The sequence below is a fragment of the Streptomyces melanosporofaciens genome (genome assembly GCF_900105695.1).
GTDB classification, from domain to species: Bacteria; Actinomycetota; Actinomycetes; order Streptomycetales; family Streptomycetaceae; genus Streptomyces; species Streptomyces antimycoticus.
The window spans coordinates 4,745,378-4,764,147 of sequence record NZ_FNST01000002.1 but is presented as its reverse complement, the minus strand read 5'-3'; the positions used below and the strand labels follow the sequence as shown (position 1 = coordinate 4,764,147).

Here is an 18,770-nt window from a genome sequence, read left to right as displayed (position 1 = left end):
CTGCTGTGGCGGCTGTGGCCCCCCTGCCGCGTCGGCTGTGGTCGCCGCCGTGCCGCCTTTGGCTTCGGTTTTCTACTCCGATATCTCGATCTTCGCGACCGCGTCGTAGAACGACAGATGGTCCTTGATCTCCGCCACCTTCTCGATCGGCTGCGGGTACGCCCACACCACGTCCGGCCGGGGCTCCGCCTCGTCGCCTGCCGCGCCGCGGTAGGTCCAGTACGCGGCCTCGCCCTTGAAGGGGCAGGTGGTGTGGGAGTCGGTCGGCTGGAAGAGGGTCAGGTCCACGTCCTCCGGGGGGAGGTAGTAGCGGACCGGGAGACCGGTCTCGTGGACGAGCAGGGGGCGAGTCGACTCGGCGACGACGCGGCCGTCGATCGTGACCGTGACGTGCTGGGAGCCGCGCTCCACGTCTACGCGGTGTCCGCCGGTGCCGGTGGTCTGCGGGTGGGAAGCGGGGGTGGTCATCTCTTCCTGGCCTCCTCGGTATGCGGTTCGGTTCCGGGTGGGTGGGACACTTCTTCGGGTGTCTCCCGGGTGGGGTGACGCCTGCCGCGTTTTCCGGGTGGCACCTTCCGGTGTTTTCCGGGTGGCAGCTTCCGGTGCTTTCCGGGTCGCACCCTCCGGTGTCTCCCGGGTCGCACCTTCCGGTGCTTTCCGGGTCGCACCCTCCGGTGTCTCCCGGCTGCTGCCCGGTGTGACAGGCGTCATGTCTCCTGTGTGCGGCAACGTCCTCGGCGCCGCCGTCATTCCGGAGGCGTTACCCGTCATTCCGGAGGGCGTTACGCCTCGCCCGGCTCGCGGGGCCAGACCCGGCCCTCCTGGCGCTCCACCTCGCGGTTGAAGCGGGTGAGGACGTCCTCGAGGCGGGCCACCTCATCGGAGGGCCACGACTCCAGCAGCCGGGACAGGTCGGTCTGCCGGCACGTCCGTTCCGACGCCATGCGGTCGGCGCCCTGCGGGGTGATGCGGAGCTTGCGGGCCAGGCCGCCGTCCGGGTCCGGGATGCGTTCGACGAGGCCGGCCCGGAGCAGGGCGCCGGTCTGGCGGTTGACGGTCGAGACGTCGAGCTGGAACGCGTCGGCCAGCTGGCCGATGGACATCGCGCCCTCGGCGTCGAGGCGGGAGAGGAGCAGATAGCCGGAGCGGTCCAGGCGGGTGGGGACGGCGCAGGGCTCGTCGGTGCAGCGATCCGGGTGGGGCTCCTTGAGGGCCGCCGGGCCGGTGTTCGGCTGTGCCGGGGCGTCCTGGGCCTCCGTCGCCTGGCCCTTTCGTTCGCGAGGTGTCAGGACTGAACACCTGGCCACCAGCATGAGCTCGCGCTCCAGCCGCTCCAGCCGCCGATCCGGCACGATTCCTCCTCGCCTCCCCCGCGCCCCTCATTGGAAGTGTGCACGATACACGTCGTGTGTAGGATACACATCTCTCATCGTTCCACTTTTCGCACATCTCTCGAAATCTCTTTGGAGGCGGCATTCGCATGCCCCAGTCAGCCCCACCTCGCGTCGCGGAACGTCTGAGCGCCGCGCCGTCCGGCACGCCGCTCCCGCGGGAGGTCGGCGGTGGCTTCGTGGCGGTGCTCGCGTTCTGCGGTATCGCCGTGTCCGTCATGCAGACGCTGGTCGTTCCGCTCGTCACCGAGCTGCCCCAGCTGCTGCACACCACCAGCTCCAACGCGTCCTGGGTGGTCACCGCCACCTTGCTCGCCGGCGCCGTCTCCACTCCGGTCATGGGCCGGCTCGGGGACATGTTCGGCAAGCGCCGGATGCTGATGGTCGCGTTGGCGCTGATGGTCATCGGCTCGCTGACCTGCGCCGTCACCTCCGACCTGGTGGTGATGGTGATCGGCCGGGCCATCCAGGGCGGGGCCATGGGGGCCATTCCGCTCGGCATCAGCATCATGCGGGACGAGCTGCCGCCGCAGAAGCTGGGCTCGGCGATGGCTCTGATGAGCTCGTCGCTGGGCATCGGCGGTGCGCTGGGGCTGCCCGCCGCCGCGTTCGTGGCCCAGCACACCAGCTGGCATGTGCTGTTCTACGGGGCCGCGGGGCTGGGCCTGATATCGATCGCCCTGGTGCTCTCCGTCATCCCGGAGTCCTCCGTCCGCACCCCCAGCCGCTTCGACGTCATCGGGGCGCTCGGGCTGACGGCCGGACTCGTCTGTCTGCTGCTGCCCATCACCAAGGGCGGTGACTGGGGTTGGACGAGCGGCACCACGCTCGGGCTGTTCGGCGCGGCCGTCGCGATCCTGCTGCTGTGGGGCGTCTTCGAGCTGCGCACCGCCGAGCCGCTGGTCGATCTGCGGACCACGGCGCGGCGTCAGGTGCTGCTGACCAACCTCACCTCGATCATGGTCGGCTTCTCGTTCTACGCGATGTCGCTGATCCTTCCGCAGCTGCTGCAGCTCCCGAAGGCCACCGGTTACGGCCTGGGCCAGTCGATGGTCATGGCGGGGCTCTACTTCGCCCCGATGGGCGTGGCGATGATGCTGGTCTCGCCGCTGTCCGCGCGGATCAACGCCGCGAAGGGGCCGAAGGTCTCGCTGGTCCTCGGGCTGATCGTGATCGGCGCGACGTACGGCGCGGGCCTGGTGATGATGGACTACATCTGGCAGATCGTGGTGCTGTCCACCGCGCTCGGCATCGGCATCGGCATCGCGTACTCGGCGATGCCCACGCTCATCGTCAGCGCCGTTCCGGCCGCCGAGACGGGGGCGGCGAACGGGCTCAACACCCTTATGCGGTCCATCGGCATGTCCACCTCCAGCGCGGTGGTGGGTGTGATCCTGGCGCATCAGACGACCGATTTCGGCGGGGTGGCGCTGCCGAGCAAGGACGGGTTCCAGACGTCGTTCCTGGTGGCGTGTGCGGCCTCGGTCGGCGGTCTGCTGATCGCCGTGTTCCTGCCGGCGCGGCGGCGCGCCGGGCTGGCGGGCTCGGCTCCCGTGGCCGCCTCGGCGCCCGCGCCCGCGACGGACTCCGCCCCGGTCGCCGACTCCGCACCCGTTGCCGCCCCCGCGCTCGTGGGCGCCCCGGCCGCCGCAGCCACCTCGGCCGCCCCGGCCGCGACGGAGACCGCGACAGAGGTTGCGGCAGGGGCCGGGGACCTCGCCTACGCCGAGTACGCGGCGGAGGACGTGTCCGCCCTCACCGGCGGCGTCATCCACGGCCGGGTCCTCGGCCCCGGCGGCACCCCGCTCGCCGACGCCGCCATCACCCTCATCGACACCGGCGGCCGTCAGCTCGGCCGTACGGTCACCGGCCGCGACGGCCGGTACCGCGTGCCCGCCCCGGACACCGCGAGCGTCGTCCTCATCGGCTCGGCCACCGGGTACCAGCCGCAGGCCGCCACGCTGCTGGTGACGGACCTGCCCGTGGTCTGCGATCTGCGGTTGTCCGGCGGGGGCGGGCTGACCGGATCCGTACGGGCCGTCGGCGGGGAGCCGCTGGCCGGTGCGACCGCCACGGCCACCGGGCCCGAGGGCGAGGTGGCGGCGACGGCGACCGCCGACGAGAAGGGCGAGTTCGCGCTGCCGGAGCTGACCCCGGGGACGTACACGCTGACCGTGGCCGCCGCCGGGCACCGGCCGTACGCCACCCAGGTGGAGCTCACCATCGGTGAGCCGGTGCGGGTGAACGCGGAGCTGCCGCCGGCGGCCCGGGTCCGGGGCACCGTACGGGACCGGGGCGGCCGGCCGCTCGGGGACACCCGGGTCTCGCTGCTGGACGCGTCCGGTGATGTGGTCGGCCAGGTCATCACCGGCGGCGACGGGTCCTTCGGCTTCGAGGCGCTCACCGGCGATCACTACACGGTGGTGGCCAGCGGCTACGCCCCGGCCACCCGCCAGATCACGGTCGGCGGCGCGGCGGGCACCGAGCGGCGGGATGTGGACTTCCTGCTGGGTCACGGCGAGGAGTGAGACGGGCCGCTCCCGAGCCCGGAGCTTGGGGCGGCCCCGTATGCAAGCCCGGAGCTTGAGGCGGCCCTGTCGTCTCACGCTCCGGGGCCGCCGCTGAAGGCTCTACGACGAGGGCAGGCCCGTCGGGCGAGGGCAGGCCCGTCGGGTCAGCGGTGAGGAGCAGCGCCCCCGGGCGCTGCTCCTTCTCATTCCTCCTCCTCGGGGAGGCTCTCCCACGCCTCGCCCTTCCGGTACAGCTCGTAGCCCTCCTCATCCGCGATGGACTCCGCCTGGGCGCGGCTGCGCACGGAGATCTCATACGTGTGGCTGTCGACGGTCGCGTGGACGCCCGAGCCGTCGGTGACCGTCTCGATCGCATGCGTCTCGTAGATGACGCGTCCCGGCTCGCATTTGCTCCAGACCACATGCATGCTCACTGCCATCGGACCCACTCCCGCGCAGACGAGTCCCCTGGTTTCAGGGTCTCACCTGAGCGCCTGGTCCACATGGCTTGACGTGGCCCCATGCCCCGACGAGGCCCCCGTCCGGCCGGAAGCGGCGACGGTCCCCCGGCTGCCGAAGAGCGCCATGGTCGCCAGGGCGAGGACCACCAGCGCGCCCCCGAACCACATCACACTGGGGACCGCGATCCCGTCCGCCGCCCGGCCGCCGAGCAGCGCGCCCAGCGCTATCGCCACGTTGAAGACCCCGACGAACAGCGCCGACGCCGCCTCCCGCGCGTCGGGCGCCGCGTGCAGCACCCAGGTCTGGCAGGTCACCGACACCCCGCCGTACGCCAGGCCCCACACCAGCAGCAGTACGGCCGCCCCGGCCGTCGTGGAACCGGCGACCGGGATGAGCAGCTCGGCCGCCGCGAGCAGGGTGAAGATGACCATGAGGGTGCGGCGCGGATCGCGGTCGGCGGTGGTGCCGGCCAGGAAGTTCCCGGCGATGCCCGCCACGCCGTACGCCAGCAGCAGGGTGCTGATCAGGCTCGTTCCGACCCCGGCGACGTCCTCGAGCACCGGGCGGACGTAGGTGTACGCCCCGAAGTGGCCGGTGACCAGCAGCAGTGTGGTGATGAGGCCGGTTCGCAGCCGGACGTTGCGGAACAGCCCGGGCACCTCGCGCAGCCGGATCGTCCCGGCCGTGGGCAGCGGCGGCAGGGTGACGGCCATGGCGGCGGCCACGGCCAGCGACAGGGCGGCGATGGCGGCGAACGCGATCCGCCAGTGGACCAGATCGCCGATGAGCGTCCCGATCGGCACCCCGAGCACCGAGGCCACCGCGATACCGCTGAAGATCAGCGTGGTGGCGTGGCCCACGGACCGCTCGGGCACCAGCCGCACCGCGAGCCCGCCCGCGATCGACCACACCCCGCCGATGCTCACCCCGACCAGCACCCGGGCGAACAGCAGGACGGCGAAGCCGGGCGCGAGCGCGGACAGCAGATTGGCGACGGCCAGCAGCCCCATCAGACCGCACAGCACCAGCCGCCGGTCGAAGCGGCCGACGGTGACGGTGAGCAGCGGGGCGGCGAACGCGGCGACCAGACCGGGCACGGTCATGGCCAGGCCCGCCGTACCGTCCGAGACGCCGAGCGCGGAGCCGATCGAGGTCAGCAGGCCGACCGGCAGCATCTCGGTGGTGACCACCGAGAAGGTGCCGACCGCGACGGCGACGACGGCGAGCCAGACCCTGAGCGGCGAGCGCAGCACCGGAGGTGACCCGGATGTGCCTGCCGGAGCGGTGAGTTCCGTGCCAGTGGACATGTCTTCAGCGAACAGCCGTGCCCCTGCGGGAACAACGCCGAAGTTCTCAGACTTCAATGAGCGAGGCTCATCAATGCGGGTCAGCACGAGCCGCATTCACGCGATGCGCGTTAAGTGCGATGCGCGTCGGCACGAGCGCGATCCACGGGGGAGGCCATGTCCGGGTTGGAGATCCGCGAGCTGGAGTGCTTTCTCGCGCTGGGCGAGGAGCTGCACTTCGGGCGCGCGGCGAAGCGGTTGTACATCTCGCAGAGCAGAGTGAGCCAGCTGCTGCGGTCCCTGGAGCGCCGGATCGGCGCCCGCCTGCTGGAGCGCACCAGCCGCCGGGCGCGGCTGACCCCGCTCGGTGAGCGGTTCCTGGCCGATCTCCGGCCCGCCTACGAGGCGCTGTACGGGGCCGTCGAGAGCGCCCGCGGGGCGGCGCGCGGGGTGGAGGGCGTGCTGCGAATCGGGTTCCAGGGGGCCGCGGATGAACGGGTGACGGCGGCCATCGCCGCCTTCCGGGACCGCCACCCCGGCTGTGAGACGACGACCGTGGAGGTCCCGCTGGCCGATCCGTTCGGCGCGGTGCGGGCCGGTGAGGTGGACGCCGCGATCGTGTGTCTGCCGGTCGCCGAGCCCGATCTGGTCCTCGGCCCGGTCTTCTCCAAGCAGCCCCAGACGGTGGTGGTCTCCGCCCGCCATCCGTTCGCGGGCCGCGCCCGGGTGGACGCCGAGGCGCTGGCCGACTGCCCGCTGATCGGCCCGTCCGCTCCCGCGCCGCGCTACTGGCACGACGCGATGGCGCCCGCCGCCACGCCGGGCGGGCGGCCCATCCCGCGCGGGCCGCGGGTGCACACGCTCCAGGAGGGGCTGGCGGCGGTCGCGGCGGGCCGGGGCGGGATGCTGCTGTGCGCCCCGACGGCGGAGTATCACCGCCGCCGGGACATCACCTTCGTACCGGTCGAGGGGGTGCCGGACTCGATGCTCGGCCTGGTGTGGCGGCGGGCGGACGAGACGGCGCGGATACGGGCGTTCGGGCGGGCGGTGGAGGAGCTGTGCGCTTAGGCGGCGGCCTCTGCCACCTCCGAGCCGTCCCCCCTGCCGGGCGCCGTGGTCCTCCTGGGCCCTCCCCGTGCCGGGCCCCGGCCCGCGCCAGGTCCGCGTATCGGCTAAGCGCTCCGCGGGAAGTGCCGCGAGGTGCGATCGTTCATCCGCGGCCGTGTCGTGGCCGGTCGCGCCGCGCGGCCGAGCCGCATATCGACACAGCCCCGCGCCCCTTCGGGGCGCACCCGAACCGCACCGGACTTCATCGAGGCCGCTCAGCCCACATCCCTGCGCATGCACACCCGTGGCCAGCGGTCCAGCCCATGGCCCGCCTCGCAGCGCCGGATCTCCCGCAGGCCAGGAGTCAGCTCGGCCTCGGTCAGGGTCCGGAAGCCGCACCGTGCGGCGTAGTACGGGGCGTTCCAGGCCACGTCCACGAAGGTGGTCAGGGTGAGCGCGGGGACGCCGTCGCCGGCGGCCCGCACCGCGATGTGGTCGATCAGGGCCCGTCCCACACCACGGCGGGCACTGTCGGGGTGGACCGAGATCTGCTCGATGTGGACGTTTCCGTCGACGGGGTCGGTGATCAGGTAGGCCATCGCCCGGTCGGCGTCGTCCACCGCGACCCAGGCCCGTCCGGCCCGCTGGTAGCGGCTCAGCTCCTCCAGGCTCAGGGGCTCGTCATCGGCGACTTCGTCCATCCCGATGTCCCGGAAGCAGAGTCCGGCGGCGCGCTCTATGTCCTGGAGGACGGGGAGTTCTTCACTGGTGCTCGTTCGAATCCGCACCCCACCATCATCCTCCGGAACGCCGGAACAAAGGTGTGCCCCCCACCGCCGTGGAGAGCACCCTTCGGCCGTTCCTTCATATGAAGGCATATGAACGCCACCGGACCGAGGACACCCCAATGACCTCGGCCTTCTCCGCTGGCGGTGATCAAGAACCTACCAAGGACGCTGGTTCGAGGGGAGGTTGCGGGGGCCACGAAGTCTCGCATCGGCTCACGCGGCCCCATGTGGCCTCATGCCTCGGCCGCGCCCTCGGCGATCGCCTCCTCGACCTCGCCCGTGCGCGCCGCCTCCTCCGCCGCGAAGCGTCGTTGGTCCAGCCGCTCGGCGAGTTCCTCGTCCTGGCTCATCAGCAGGTCGAGGTTGCTGTCGCCCAGCTCCAGCACGCCCATGTCGACATACGCCCGCTGGAGCCGCTCGCCCCACAGCCCGATGTCCTTCACACAGGGGACGATCCGGCTGAACAGCAGCTTGCGGAACATGTGCAGGAACGGCGACTGCTCGCAGTACTCCTCGGCCTCGGCCTTGGGGATGCCGAAGTTCTCCAGGACCTCCACCCCGCGCAGCCGGTCGCGCATCAGGTAGCAGCCCTCGATGACGAACTCCTCGCGCTCCCGCAGCTCCGCGTCGCTGAGCTGCCGGTAGTAGTCGCGCAGGGCCATCCGGCCGAAGGCGACATGGCGGGCCTCGTCCTGCATGACGTAGGCGAGGATCTGCTGGGGCAGCGGCTTGTCGGTGGTGTCGCGGATGAGGCCGAACGCGGCGAGCGCGAGGCCCTCGATGAGCACCTGCATGCCCAGATAGGCCATGTCCCAGCGGGAGTCGCGGAGGGTGTCGCCGAGGAGGGTCCGCAGATCGGTGTTGATGGGGTAGAACGTGCCGAGCTTGTCGTGCAGGAAGCGGCTGTAGAGCTCGGCATGGCGCGCCTCGTCCATGGTCTGGGTGGCGGAGTAGAACTTCGCGTCGAGGTCGGGCGCGGCCTCGACGATCCGGGCCGCGCACACCATCGCGCCCTGTTCGCCGTGGAGGAACTGGCTGAACTGCCAGGCGGCGACGTGATGCCGCAGCTCGCCCTTGTCCCGCTCGGTCATCCGGTCCCAGTGGCGGGTGCCGTAGAGGGCGAGCGACTCATCGGGGGTGCCCAGGGGATCGTACGGATCCACCTCCAGGCCCCAGTCGATCCGCTTGACCGCGTCCCACTGCTTGTCCTTGCCCTTCTGGTAGAGGGCGAGCAGCCGGGCCCGGTGGTCGTCGTACTCCCAGTTGAATCGGGCGGCGCCACCGGCGGGCACCTGCCACAGGGGGTCCCCGGGATCCATCGCGTAGAGCTCTTGCGTCGACACCGACGCCTCCTTCGCCTCGCTCCCCCGTGAACGGATGCGTACTCGGCAGGCTCACATGACCGTTACTCGCCGGTCAATAAGACCTCCCCAAGGGATTGACGCCCTTGCTGACGCAGAGTCTCATAAGAGATATCCACCGGTAACCCATCCCATCGGCGTTTGTCCGAGCCACCAGTGAGGTGCCCTCAGCGATGACCACCACGACCGAACCGCCCGCGCTCCGGGACGCGCTCGGGCTCATCAAGGACCGCGAACGGGTCGCGGAGCGACTGCTCGAATCCTCCGCCAAGCACTCCTTCGACCCCGACACCGAACTCGACTGGGACGCGCCGTTCGAGCCCGGCAAGTGGTTCTGGCCACCGGAGCTGGTCTCGCTCTACGACACACCCATGTGGCGGCGGATGTCCGAGGAGCAGCGGCAACTGCTGGCCCGGCACGAGGCGGCGGCGCTCGCCTCGCTGGGCATATGGTTCGAGATCATCCTGATCCAGCTCATGACCCGGCACATCTACGACAAGCCCGCGACCAGCGCTCATGTGCGGTACGCGCTCACCGAGATCGCCGACGAGTGCCGCCACTCCAAGATGTTCGCGCGGCTGATCACCAAGAGCGGCACCCCGGCCTATCCGGTCACCCGGCTCCACCACAACCTGGGCCGGATCTTCAAGGCGATCTCCACCACGCCCGGTTCGTTCACCGCGACCCTCCTCGGCGAGGAGATCCTGGACTGGATGCAGCGGCTGACCTTCCCCGACGAGCGCGTGCAGCCGCTGGTGCGCGGGGTGACCCGGATCCATGTGGTCGAGGAGGCGCGCCATGTGCGGTACGCACGCGAGGAGCTGCGCCGCCAGATGCTGCGGGCGCCGCGCTGGGAGGCGGAGCTGACCCGGATCGGTTCGGGCGAGTTCTCCCGGATCTTCTCGCAGGCGTTCATCAACCCCAAGGTCTATTCGGATGTGGGGCTCGACCGGCGCGCGGCCGTCGCTCAAGTGCAGGCCAGCGCCCATCGCCGTGAGGTGATGCGCAGCGGCGCCAGTAAGCTGACCGAATTCCTCGACGACGTCGGGGTGATGCGGGGTGTGGGCCGCCGACTGTGGAAGAGCTCGGGGCTGCTGGCCTAGGGGCGGGACCAAAGGGCGCGGGACCGGGACCAAGGGGGCATCCGCTTCGTCACCCTGGCCGGTTACGCTGCCAGGCATGACGACAGGCAGCGGCACCGCTTCGGCGCCCCCGGAGGCGACACCCCCGGCGGAGGCGAGCGCCGCCGTGCGCCCGGCGGCGGAATCCCCGGCCACCGCCCGCCCGCCGGCCGCCCGGCGGGGGAGCTACCGCAGGCTGAGCGTCGAGGCCCGGCGGGCCGAACTCCTCACCGCCGCGCTCGGACTCTTCGCCCATCGCGCGCCCGAGGACGTGTCGCTGGACGATGTGGCCCTGGCCGCCGGTGCCTCCCGTCCGCTGGTCTACCGCTACTTCCCGGGCGGTAAGCAGCAGTTGTACGAGGCGGCGCTGCGCAGCGCCGCCGATGAGCTCGAACGGTGCTTCGAGGAGCCCAGGAGCGGTCCGCTCAGCGGCCGGCTGAGCCGGGTGCTGGACCGCTATCTGGCCTTCGTGGACGAACACGACGCGGGGTTCAGCGCGCTGTTGCAGAGCGGCAGCGTGGTCGAGACCTCGCGGACGAACGCGATCGTGGACGAAGTGCGGCGGGCGGCCGCCGAGGAGATCCTGCTCCATCTGGCGGTCAAGGGGCCCGGTGCGCGGCTGCGGATGATGGTGCGCACCTGGATCACGGCCGTCGAGGCGGCCTCGTTGATCTGGCTGGACGAGGGGAAGCAGCCGCCGGTGGAGGAGCTGCGCGACTGGCTGGTGGACCAGTTCGTGGCGATGCTGACCGCCACCGCGACCACCGATCCGCAGGCGGCCCGGGTGATGCGGGCCGCGCTCATCATGGAGCCCGCCGAGGGCCCGGTCGGGCGGCTGGCCCGCCGTGTTGTGCCCGCGCTGGGCGAGGCGTCGCATCTGCTGTGACGAGTGCGATCGGTGACGGGTGCGATCGATGACTGCCGTGGCGGGCGCGGCCGGTGACGGCCGGGGCGCGGGCGATGCTGTGAGACTGGTGCGGTGAGAAGCGAGGAGACGCCCTTTGTGGGCGGGCCGCTGGACGGCCGGGTGCTGCCGGTGCTGGTCGGCCTCACCGGCCAGCCGCCGAAGACCTACGAGGTGCCGGTGGAGAACGAGGCGGACGAACCGCCGACGGTGTATGTCTACCGCAGGGTTCCGGCCGCCACCTCCAAGCGGCTGGGCCTGGTCCGGGGCTGGGCCTATGAGTACGACCCGGAGGGAAAACCGGGCGGCGGGCTGAAGTGGCCGTGGTCCAAGCCGAGCTGACGGCCCGCCGGACGGGTGACCATATTCGCCCGACTCGCCCACAATTCTCCTGAAGATACGAACGTCATGCCACGATCCTGCTGAGCTGGACGCCGAACAGAGGCGTCAGTGAGCCGGAGGTGATCACGTGTCAGGACGGATCGTGGGCTCGGTCTGCGCGGCGGCGATCACGGCGACCGCCGCGCTGGTGCCCGCCGTTCCGGCGGCCACGGCGACGGCCGCCCCCTCCCGCCCCGCCGACCGGTCCGTGTCCGAGCTGCTGACGCAGCTCAAGACGCTGTACCGGAAGGCCGAGGAGGCGACGGAGACGTACAACGCGACCGAGGAGAAGCTGCGCAAGCAGCGCACCAGAACCAGAGAGCTCACGGCCGAGCTCGTGCACGCCCGTACGGAGCTCGCCGACAGCCACGACGACGCGGGACGGCTGGCCCGTCAGCAGTACCAGGGCCACAGCACGCTCTCCTCCTACGCCTTTCTGCTGACCCTGCTCACCCCCCATCCGGAGAGCGCCGCCGACGAGGCGCGTGAGCTGGAGCGGGCGGCCGGCCGCGAGGCCGCCCTGATGCAGCGGCTGACCAGGGGCGAGCGGCGCGCCGACACCATCGCCACCCGGGCACGGACCGCGCTGGACAAACAGCTCTCCCTGACGGCGAAGCGGAAGAAACAGCGGGACAAGGTGGAGAAACAGCTCCGCTCCATCGAGAAGCTGCTCGCCGCGCTGAGCGCCCGCCAGATCGCCCAGGTGGCGCAGCGCGAACGCGAGGAGACCGCGAAGGCACAGCGCAAACTGCTCGACTCCGGGGCGCTCGGCCCCGCGAAAAGCGCCTCGCCGCCCGCCCCCGCCCCAGGGGGCGGCACCCGCACCACCCCGGCCCCCGGGCCCAGCCGGGCCACCCCGGCGGGCACCCCCTCCCCGGTCGCCACCGTCACCGCGCCCCGCCCCCGCCGGGCCCCCGGCCGCCCCGGAATGGCGACCGCGGAGGCCGGGAAGCGGGCGCTCGCCTACGCGCTGAACCAGATCGGCAAGCCGTACGTCTGGGGCGCCGAGGGACCGAACTCCTTCGACTGCTCGGGGCTGACCTCCTCCGCCTGGGCGCATGCCGGGCGGCTCATTCCGCGCACCAGCCAGGAGCAGTGGCGCCGGCTGCCGCGGGTGCCGCTCAACAAGCTGCGTCCCGGCGATCTGGTGATCTACTACAAGGGCGCGAGCCATGTGGCGATGTACGCGGGCAACGGCCAGGTGGTCCAGGCGCCGCGCCCCGGCCAGCGGGTGAAGCTCTCCCCGCTCGCCTCCAATCCGCTGCACGGCGCGGTGCGCCCGGGTCCGGCCACCGTGGCCAAGCGCTGAGCGCCCCGGCGACGCCGGTGTCAGCCGACGTACCGAATGGCCCCGGCCTCGACCCCCGCCCGGTCGGCGGCCCCGGCCTCCTCACAGAGCTCAGCCTCCTCACAGACCTCAGCCTCGGCTTCGGCCTCCGCGGACTCGGCCTCTTTCCTGACCGCGTCCAGATAGGCGGCCGTCTTCTCCGGCTCGTAGAAGAAGTTCTCGAAGTCGGAGGGGTCGTCGAAGCCGTTGGCGATGCGGTGGGCGACGGCGGGGAAGGCGGCCCCCGCCCCGAGGAGGTTCACAAGGTGCTCCGGCGGCGGGCCCAGCATGGCGTTGGTCCACTTGGTGACGTGCCGCGCGGTCTCCCAGTAGCGGTCGAAGGTCGCCCGCATCCACTCCTCGTCGAACGGCCGGTCGCCGTGCTCGACGATGCTCTCCAGATAGGCCGCCGCGCATTTGGCCGCCGAATTGGAGCCCTGCCCGGTGATCGGGTCGTTGGCCACCACCACATCGGCGACGCCCAGGACCAGCCCGCCGCCCGGCAGCCGCCCGACCGGGTTGCGCACGGTCGGGGCGTACCCCCCGGACAGCGTGCCGCCCGCGTCCGTCAGCTCGACCTTGGTGGCACGCGCGTACTCCCACGGCGTGAACCGCTCCATCAGCTCCAGGACGCGCGCCAGATGCTCCGAGGGGTCGGTGATGCCCTGGAAGACGTCGGCCGGACCGCCCGGGACGCCCTCCCAGAAGAGGATGTCGGCGCGGCCGGTGGTGGTGAGCGCGGGCATCACGAAGAGCTCGCCGACACCGGGGACGAGATTGCAGCGCACCGCCTCGAGGCCGGGGTGCTCGGGGCGCGGGCCGAGGCCATGCACATAGGCGACCGCGAGGGCGCGCCGCGGGGTGTCGTGCGGGGAGCGGGCGGTGTCCCGGCCGAAGAGCGAGACCAGTTCGCCCTTGCCCGCGGCCACCAGCGCCAGGTCGTACTTCCTGTCGAGGACGTCCAGGTCGGAGACGGCGGCGCCGTGGATGACCACCTGGCCGCCGCGCTGCTCGAACGTCTCCATCCAGCCGGCCATCTTGATCCGCTGGTCGACGGACTGGGCGTGGCCGTCCAGCCGGCCGACCCAGTCGATGACCCGCGGGTGGGCCCGGCCCTCGGAAGCCGGCGGCCCGGCGACGGAGACTCCGAGGCCTTCGACCCGGGGCGCCCGCTCCTCCCAGAAGTTGAGCTCCAGATCGCGCTCGTGCTCCAGCGCGGTGTGGAACATGCACTGGGTGGACATCACCCGTCCGCCGCGGATCTCATCGGACGTCCGGTTGGACATCAGCGTGATCTCGTAGCCCTTGGACTGCAGGCCGAGAGCGAGTTGGAGGCCGGACTGACCGGCACCCACGATGAGTATCTTCCGCATGGCTGTCGACTCTCCCTCACGCTCGGACCGGTAAAGGGAATGGAGCATTCCATCCCGCGGGCGGAGCTGAGGTTACGTCACTCGGGTGAGGCGTCAACGGCGTGTCTCACCAGCGCCAGCAGCGCGTCCACGACCGCGATCCGGCGCCGGGCGTCCATCATCACCACCGGCACCGTGGACGCCACGGAGAGCGCGTCGCGCACGTCCTCGGGCTCGTAGAGCGGGGTCCCCTCGAAGTGGTTGACCGCCACCACATACGGCAGGCCGAGGCTCTCGAAGTAGTCCAGCGCCGGGAAGCTCTCGTCCAGGCGCCGGGTGTCGACCATCACCACCGCGCCGATGGCCCCGCGCATCAGGTCGTCCCACATGAACCAGAAGCGCTGCTGGCCGGGGGTGCCGAAGAGATACAGGACCAGATCGTTCTCCAGCGTGATCCGGCCGAAGTCCATGGCGACGGTGGTGGTCAGCTTCTCGGGCGTCGCCTCGAGGTCGTCCACGCTCTCGCTGGCCTGCGTCATCAGCGCTTCGGTCTGCAGCGGAGTGATCTCCGAAACCGCACCGACGAAGGTCGTCTTGCCGACCCCGAACCCTCCCGCTATCACGATCTTGGTGGCGATCGGCGCGCGGGAGCGGTCCGTCTGCCACCTCTGGAGCACCTCCTCGGCCCCGGGTATCCCGGCCCCGGGTATCTCCGACGTCGCCGGCGGGGTCGCCGTGATCGTCTCAGAGCCTGCGAAGTCCACTGAGCACCCTTTCGAGCAACGCGCGGTCCGGCTGGCCGGGGCCCCGCCCGGTGCCGTAGACGCGGATCTTTCCCTGGTCGGCCAGGTCGCTGAGCAGGACGCGCACCACCCCGAGTGGGATCTTGAGCATCGCGGAGACCTCCGCGACGGAGCGCATCCTGTCGCACAGTTCGATGATCGCCCGGATCTCCGGCATCATCCGGGCGTTCAACCCACTGGGGGCCAGGTCGAGCCGTCCGTCCGGAGACTCCAGCGACGCCACGAAGGTCTCCACCAGCAGCACATGGCCGGAGCGGGTGCGACCGCCGGTGAGCGAGTACGGACGTACGCGAGCGGGTTTACGGGCGGGCCGGCTGGACCCGGCGGCCGTCACTGTGCGTGCTCCAGCGACCTGCGTAGTTCATTGCGGAGTTCGGGGGTGAGCACATGTCCGGCCCGGCCCACGAACAGTGCCATGTGATAGGCGACGACGGTCATGTCGCAGTCGGGCGTGGCATGCACCCCGAGCAGTGAACCGTCACTGATCGACATGACGAACAGACTGCCCTCGTCCATCGCCACCATCGTCTGCTTGACGCTGCCGCCGTCCATCAGCTTCGCCGCGCCGAGCGTGAGGCTGCCGACTCCCGAGACAATCGTCGCGAGATCCGCACTGGAGCCCTTGGGGCCGTCCTGTGCCGCCGGATCGGACGACGCCCCATGGTGCCGTGTGTCGGAGGAGAGCAGCATCAGCCCGTCGGTCGAGACGACCACAACCGAGCGGACGCCCGGCACCTCCTCCACCAGGTTCGACAGCAACCAGTGCAGATTACGGGCCTCGCGACTCAACCCGTACGTACTACTGGGCGCATTCACCCGCGTGCCTCCTCAACCGTGCCACCCTCGCTCTGCGCCCCCGTTTGTCCTGCTGTTCCCCGCTGCCGCCGCGCGGGCTCGCCACGGGCGGCGACCTCGGCGGCGGCGTCCCGGCGTCCGTCGCGGGCGCCGCGCTGGAAGCCACCGAGGCGGCGCCGCAGCTCTTCCGCGTTCACCGAGCCGGTCCGCTCCCGTGAATCGGGCTCCCGGAGCGCCACGTTCCGCGGTGTGCGTTTGGGAAGCCCCTTGTCGGTGCGCGCCGCTTGGTCCTCCGGGCGGGCGTGCTGGTCGGGGCCGATGGCGTACGGATCGACGGGGGCCGACTCAGCGCCCGCCGCCGGGCCGCCGACCGCCGGGCCCCAGGCGTCCGCGCCCACCGGGCGGATGCCGTGGCGGCCGAACCGCCGGTCGAAGTCCTCGTAGTCGTCGCCGTCGGCGCGGTCCGCACCGTCCGCACGACCCTCGCGGCCATCACGACCCTCGCGGTCGTCGTGGTCCTGATGGCTCTCGCGGCTCATGCGATGGAGGGTCAGCTCCATCGTCCGCTCCACGGCCGGCACCTCCGGCTCCTCGGCCGGGGCGGCCGGGGCGGTCTGGGGTGCCGGGGCCGCCTGGGCGGCCGGGGCCGGGGCGTCCGCGCCCTGCCGTGCGCCGTCCCGTCCGTCGGCCCGGGCCGACTTGGGGACGCGCTTGGGCAGGGTGGGCAGCGCACCGCCGTTCCCCGGGCTCGGGTGGCCGCGCGGCGGCGTGGGCTCCATGGGGTAGTCACGGCCCGCGTCCGCGGTCTGCCCCCACTGCTCGGCGGGGACGGTCCAGGAGGCACCCGGCTCAAAGTCCGAGGCCGCCTCGACGGGCGTGGGCTCCGGGTCGAGCGCGGGCTCGGGCTCCGGCTCGACGGCCTGGGGCGCCGGGTCCGGCTCCGCGGGCGGCGCGACCGGCTCGGCCGACGGCTCGGGGCCGACCCCCGCCGCGGCGCTCGCGCTCGGCACACCCGCCTGGTCCCGGGCGACCGAACGGGTCTGCCCGGGAAGCGTGTTGGAGTTCGCCTCGGCCTCGGAGCCCGGGAAGCCCGGGAAGGACGACGGTCCGGTGCCGCCGAACGTCGCGCCCACGCTCACCGGCGGGGCGGGCGGCAGCCCGGCGCCGGGCGGACCGGCCGGGAGGATCTTCGTCGGGAGGACGACCACGGCGGCCACCCCGCCCGGCTGCTGCTCGCGCAGCTGCACCCGGATGCCGTGGCGCGCGGCGAGCCGGGTCACCACATACAGACCGAGGCCCAGCGGGTCCTCCGGCTGGGGGCCCTGGCAGTACTCCGGCACCGGGTCGGCGAGCCGGGTGTTCAGCTCCAGGAAGCGCTCGGGCGTCATGCCGATGCCCTCGTCCTGGACGGAGAGCATGACCTCGCCGGATTCCAGGAGCCAGCCGGAGATCTGGACCGCCGCGTCCGGGGGAGAGAACGATGTCGCGTTCTCCAGGAGCTCGGCGATCAGGTGGCTGACGCTGTCCGCGGCGAACCCGGCGACCTGGGCATGCGGCGGCAGCGCCTGGATCTGCACCCGGTCGTACCGCTCGACCTCGCTGATCGAGGCGCGCAGCACATCCAGCAGCGGCACCGGCCCCGGGTGGGTGGCCTTCTGCTCGGAGCCCGCGATGACCAGGAGGTTCTCGCCGTAGCGGCGTATCCCGGTGGCCAGGTGGTCGAGCTGGAAGAGCGTCTCGAGGCGGTCGGGGTCCTGCTCCCCCTCCTCCAGGGACTCGATGATGGCGAGCTGGCGCTCGATCAGGCCCAGCGAGCGCAGCGCGAGGCCCACGAAGCTGCCGTGGACCCGGGCCCGCAGCCCCTCCAGCCGGGTGGCGACCGCGTCCCGCTCGGCGCGCAGCCCGTCCCGCTCATCGGCCATCCGCTGCCGCTCGCCGACGAGCCGGGTGCGCTCGGTCTCCAGCTCGGCGACCCGCTCGTACGCCCGCGCGGCCTTGGCGTGCAGCTCGTTGACGGCCCGTACGGCGTCCGCGTACTCGTCGTCGCGGCCCTTGAAGGCGACCGGCTCCTCGGCCGCCGGATCGGCCGCGACCCGCCGGGCGCCGAGCCGCAGCGCGGCCAGCGGCCGGGTCATCGAGCGGGCGCTGTGCACCCCGGCGCCGAGGGCGACCAGCAGGGCGGCGCCGACGATGCCGATGCGCAGCTCGAGGTCGGTGACCTCGTCGTCCCGCAACCGGGCGAGCTGGGCGGCCTCGGAGGAGGCCAGCGAGGACTGCGCGCCGCGCATCCGGTCGATCCGGGTGTCCAAACCGGCCTCGACGCGGTCCTCGTCGAGGAAGAAGTCATTGCCCGCGAAGCGGTTCTGGTCGGTGAGCCGGGCGAGATAGCGCTCGGCGTCGCTGACCTCGGTGCCGTTGACGGTGCGGTCGTAGGCGTCGCGCATGGTGGCCGGGGCGAGCTGCTCGAAGTCGGCCAGCGCGGACTGCTCGCGGAGGTTGGTCCGCTGGGCGGCGGAGACCAGCGTGGGCTGGCCGCCGCCCGCGTCGAGCGCGGCCAGCAGCAGTCCGCGGGTGGCGGACGCCTCCTCCACCGCGCGGCCGAGCGGGGCCAGCGCGGCGGTGGCGCCGGACTCGGCGTCGGCGGGGAGCCGGCGGGCGAGGGTGTCGGTGATCCCGTTCAGCGCCTGGACGGTCCGGGTGTACGAGGTGAAGACGTCGAGGGCCGAGCCCTTGCCGGTCAGCGCCTGCTGCCGTACTTCGGGAAGGGCGTCGAGGAGCCGCCGGACCGACGCCGGGACCTGCCCCCGCACCTCGCGGACGCGGCGGTCGACCCGGGCCCGCATCTCCTCGGAGACCCCGCGGCCGGAGGCGGTGGTGCGCCCGTCGGCGACATACCGCGTCATGGCGTCGCGCTCGTCGGCGAGGGCGTGGGCGAGGGTCACCGCGCCGCGGTTGGTCTCGGCGAGGTCGACGAGCCGCTGGGCGTCGGTGGTGTCATCGAGGGCGAGCAGGACCGCGGGAGTCCCGGCCCCGAGGACGGCGACGGAGACGAGGGCGACCGACGTGGTCAGCCGACGACGGACGCGTGCGGTGTGCCGTCGCTGCGTCGCCTCGTCCTGGCGTGGCTCGCTTACCGCATCGCGTGTGGTGCCCCGAAGCCGCTTCTTCCGCACCGGTGCTCACAATCCATTCTCGCCCGACCGCTCTGTGGACCAGAGGTGACGACGGATCAACAATTGTGT

General features: G+C 72.0%; 17 protein-coding genes. 6 read left to right on the top strand and 11 right to left on the bottom strand.

All coding sequences use genetic code 11. The annotated features are described in order from the left end of the window. Positions 1-72: 72 nt before the first annotated feature. Positions 73-468, bottom strand: coding sequence for a DUF427 domain-containing protein (locus BLV72_RS23500; protein WP_208905704.1), 396 nt, complete (start codon positions 466-468; stop codon positions 73-75). A 314-nt stretch (positions 469-782) separates the two neighbouring features. Beyond that, positions 783-1,352, bottom strand: coding sequence for a MarR family winged helix-turn-helix transcriptional regulator (locus tag BLV72_RS23495; protein WP_244320924.1), 570 nt, complete (start codon positions 1,350-1,352; stop codon positions 783-785). A gap of 128 nt (positions 1,353-1,480) precedes the next feature. On the opposite strand from BLV72_RS23495, the gene BLV72_RS23490 reads away from it, so the two are divergent. Next, entirely contained in the window at positions 1,481-3,919 is a 2,439-nt protein-coding gene (locus tag BLV72_RS23490; RefSeq protein ID WP_093464654.1) for an MFS transporter, read from the top strand. A gap of 185 nt (positions 3,920-4,104) precedes the next feature. On the opposite strand, the gene BLV72_RS23485 is transcribed toward BLV72_RS23490, so the two are convergent. Together BLV72_RS23485 and BLV72_RS23480 are read right to left on the bottom strand one after the other, a co-directional pair. Next, on the bottom strand, positions 4,105-4,341 hold the full coding sequence (locus BLV72_RS23485; RefSeq protein WP_014054887.1) for a hypothetical protein: 237 nt from the start codon (positions 4,339-4,341) through the stop codon (positions 4,105-4,107). A gap of 42 nt (positions 4,342-4,383) precedes the next feature. Further along, positions 4,384-5,670: an MFS transporter gene (locus BLV72_RS23480; RefSeq protein WP_093464653.1), complete on the bottom strand. Its 1,287-nt coding sequence runs from the start codon at positions 5,668-5,670 to the stop codon at positions 4,384-4,386. A gap of 156 nt (positions 5,671-5,826) precedes the next feature. On the opposite strand from BLV72_RS23480, the gene BLV72_RS23475 reads away from it, so the two are divergent. After that, complete coding sequence (locus tag BLV72_RS23475; RefSeq protein WP_093464651.1) at positions 5,827-6,717, top strand: LysR family transcriptional regulator; 891 nt, start codon at positions 5,827-5,829, stop codon at positions 6,715-6,717. Between the two features lie 254 nt (positions 6,718-6,971). On the opposite strand, the gene BLV72_RS23470 is transcribed toward BLV72_RS23475, so the two are convergent. Both BLV72_RS23470 and BLV72_RS23465 read right to left on the bottom strand, forming a co-directional pair. Next, positions 6,972-7,484 carry a GNAT family N-acetyltransferase gene (locus BLV72_RS23470; RefSeq protein WP_093464650.1) on the bottom strand — a complete coding sequence of 171 codons (513 nt, stop codon included), beginning with the start codon at positions 7,482-7,484 and terminating at the stop codon, positions 6,972-6,974. 233 nt (positions 7,485-7,717) lie between these two features. Further along, positions 7,718-8,827, bottom strand: a complete 1,110-nt coding sequence (locus BLV72_RS23465) for a ferritin-like domain-containing protein (RefSeq protein WP_093464648.1) — start codon at positions 8,825-8,827, stop codon at positions 7,718-7,720. A gap of 191 nt (positions 8,828-9,018) precedes the next feature. Between BLV72_RS23465 and BLV72_RS23460 the strand changes: the two genes are divergently transcribed. From BLV72_RS23460 to BLV72_RS48820, 4 genes are all read left to right on the top strand, one after another. After that, on the top strand, positions 9,019-9,948 hold the full coding sequence (locus tag BLV72_RS23460) for an AurF N-oxygenase family protein (RefSeq protein ID WP_093464646.1): 930 nt from the start codon (positions 9,019-9,021) through the stop codon (positions 9,946-9,948). Positions 9,949-10,024: 76 nt separating this feature from the next. Continuing rightward, a complete protein-coding gene (locus BLV72_RS23455; RefSeq protein ID WP_244320922.1) occupies positions 10,025-10,852 on the top strand; it encodes a TetR/AcrR family transcriptional regulator in 828 nt (275 codons plus the stop codon). A 93-nt stretch (positions 10,853-10,945) separates the two neighbouring features. Further along, complete coding sequence (locus BLV72_RS23450; protein ID WP_093464643.1) at positions 10,946-11,212, top strand: hypothetical protein; 267 nt, start codon at positions 10,946-10,948, stop codon at positions 11,210-11,212. A gap of 127 nt (positions 11,213-11,339) precedes the next feature. Next, complete coding sequence (locus BLV72_RS48820) at positions 11,340-12,560, top strand: C40 family peptidase (protein WP_208905703.1); 1,221 nt, start codon at positions 11,340-11,342, stop codon at positions 12,558-12,560. Between the two features lie 20 nt (positions 12,561-12,580). Here the strand turns inward: BLV72_RS48820 and BLV72_RS23440 are convergent, their stop codons facing one another. The 5 genes from BLV72_RS23440 to BLV72_RS23420 form a co-directional block, all read right to left on the bottom strand. Next, positions 12,581-13,951: a styrene monooxygenase/indole monooxygenase family protein gene (locus tag BLV72_RS23440; protein WP_093464642.1), complete on the bottom strand. Its 1,371-nt coding sequence runs from the start codon at positions 13,949-13,951 to the stop codon at positions 12,581-12,583. Positions 13,952-14,028: 77 nt separating this feature from the next. Continuing rightward, positions 14,029-14,640 carry a GTP-binding protein gene (locus BLV72_RS23435; RefSeq protein ID WP_228054154.1) on the bottom strand — a complete coding sequence of 204 codons (612 nt, stop codon included), beginning with the start codon at positions 14,638-14,640 and terminating at the stop codon, positions 14,029-14,031. Positions 14,641-14,674: 34 nt separating this feature from the next. After that, the gene (locus BLV72_RS23430) at positions 14,675-15,067 is read right to left on the bottom strand and encodes a DUF742 domain-containing protein (protein ID WP_093464640.1); all 393 of its coding nucleotides are present in this window, start codon (positions 15,065-15,067) and stop codon (positions 14,675-14,677) included. Continuing rightward, positions 15,064-15,549, bottom strand: a complete 486-nt coding sequence (locus BLV72_RS23425) for a roadblock/LC7 domain-containing protein (RefSeq protein WP_093464639.1) — start codon at positions 15,547-15,549, stop codon at positions 15,064-15,066. Before BLV72_RS23425 ends, BLV72_RS23430 begins: the two co-directional genes overlap by 4 nt. After that, positions 15,546-18,701, bottom strand: coding sequence for a sensor histidine kinase (locus BLV72_RS23420; RefSeq protein ID WP_093464637.1), 3,156 nt, complete (start codon positions 18,699-18,701; stop codon positions 15,546-15,548). The genes BLV72_RS23425 and BLV72_RS23420 overlap by 4 nt, the downstream gene beginning before the upstream one ends. Between the last annotated feature and the right edge of the window lie 69 nt (positions 18,702-18,770).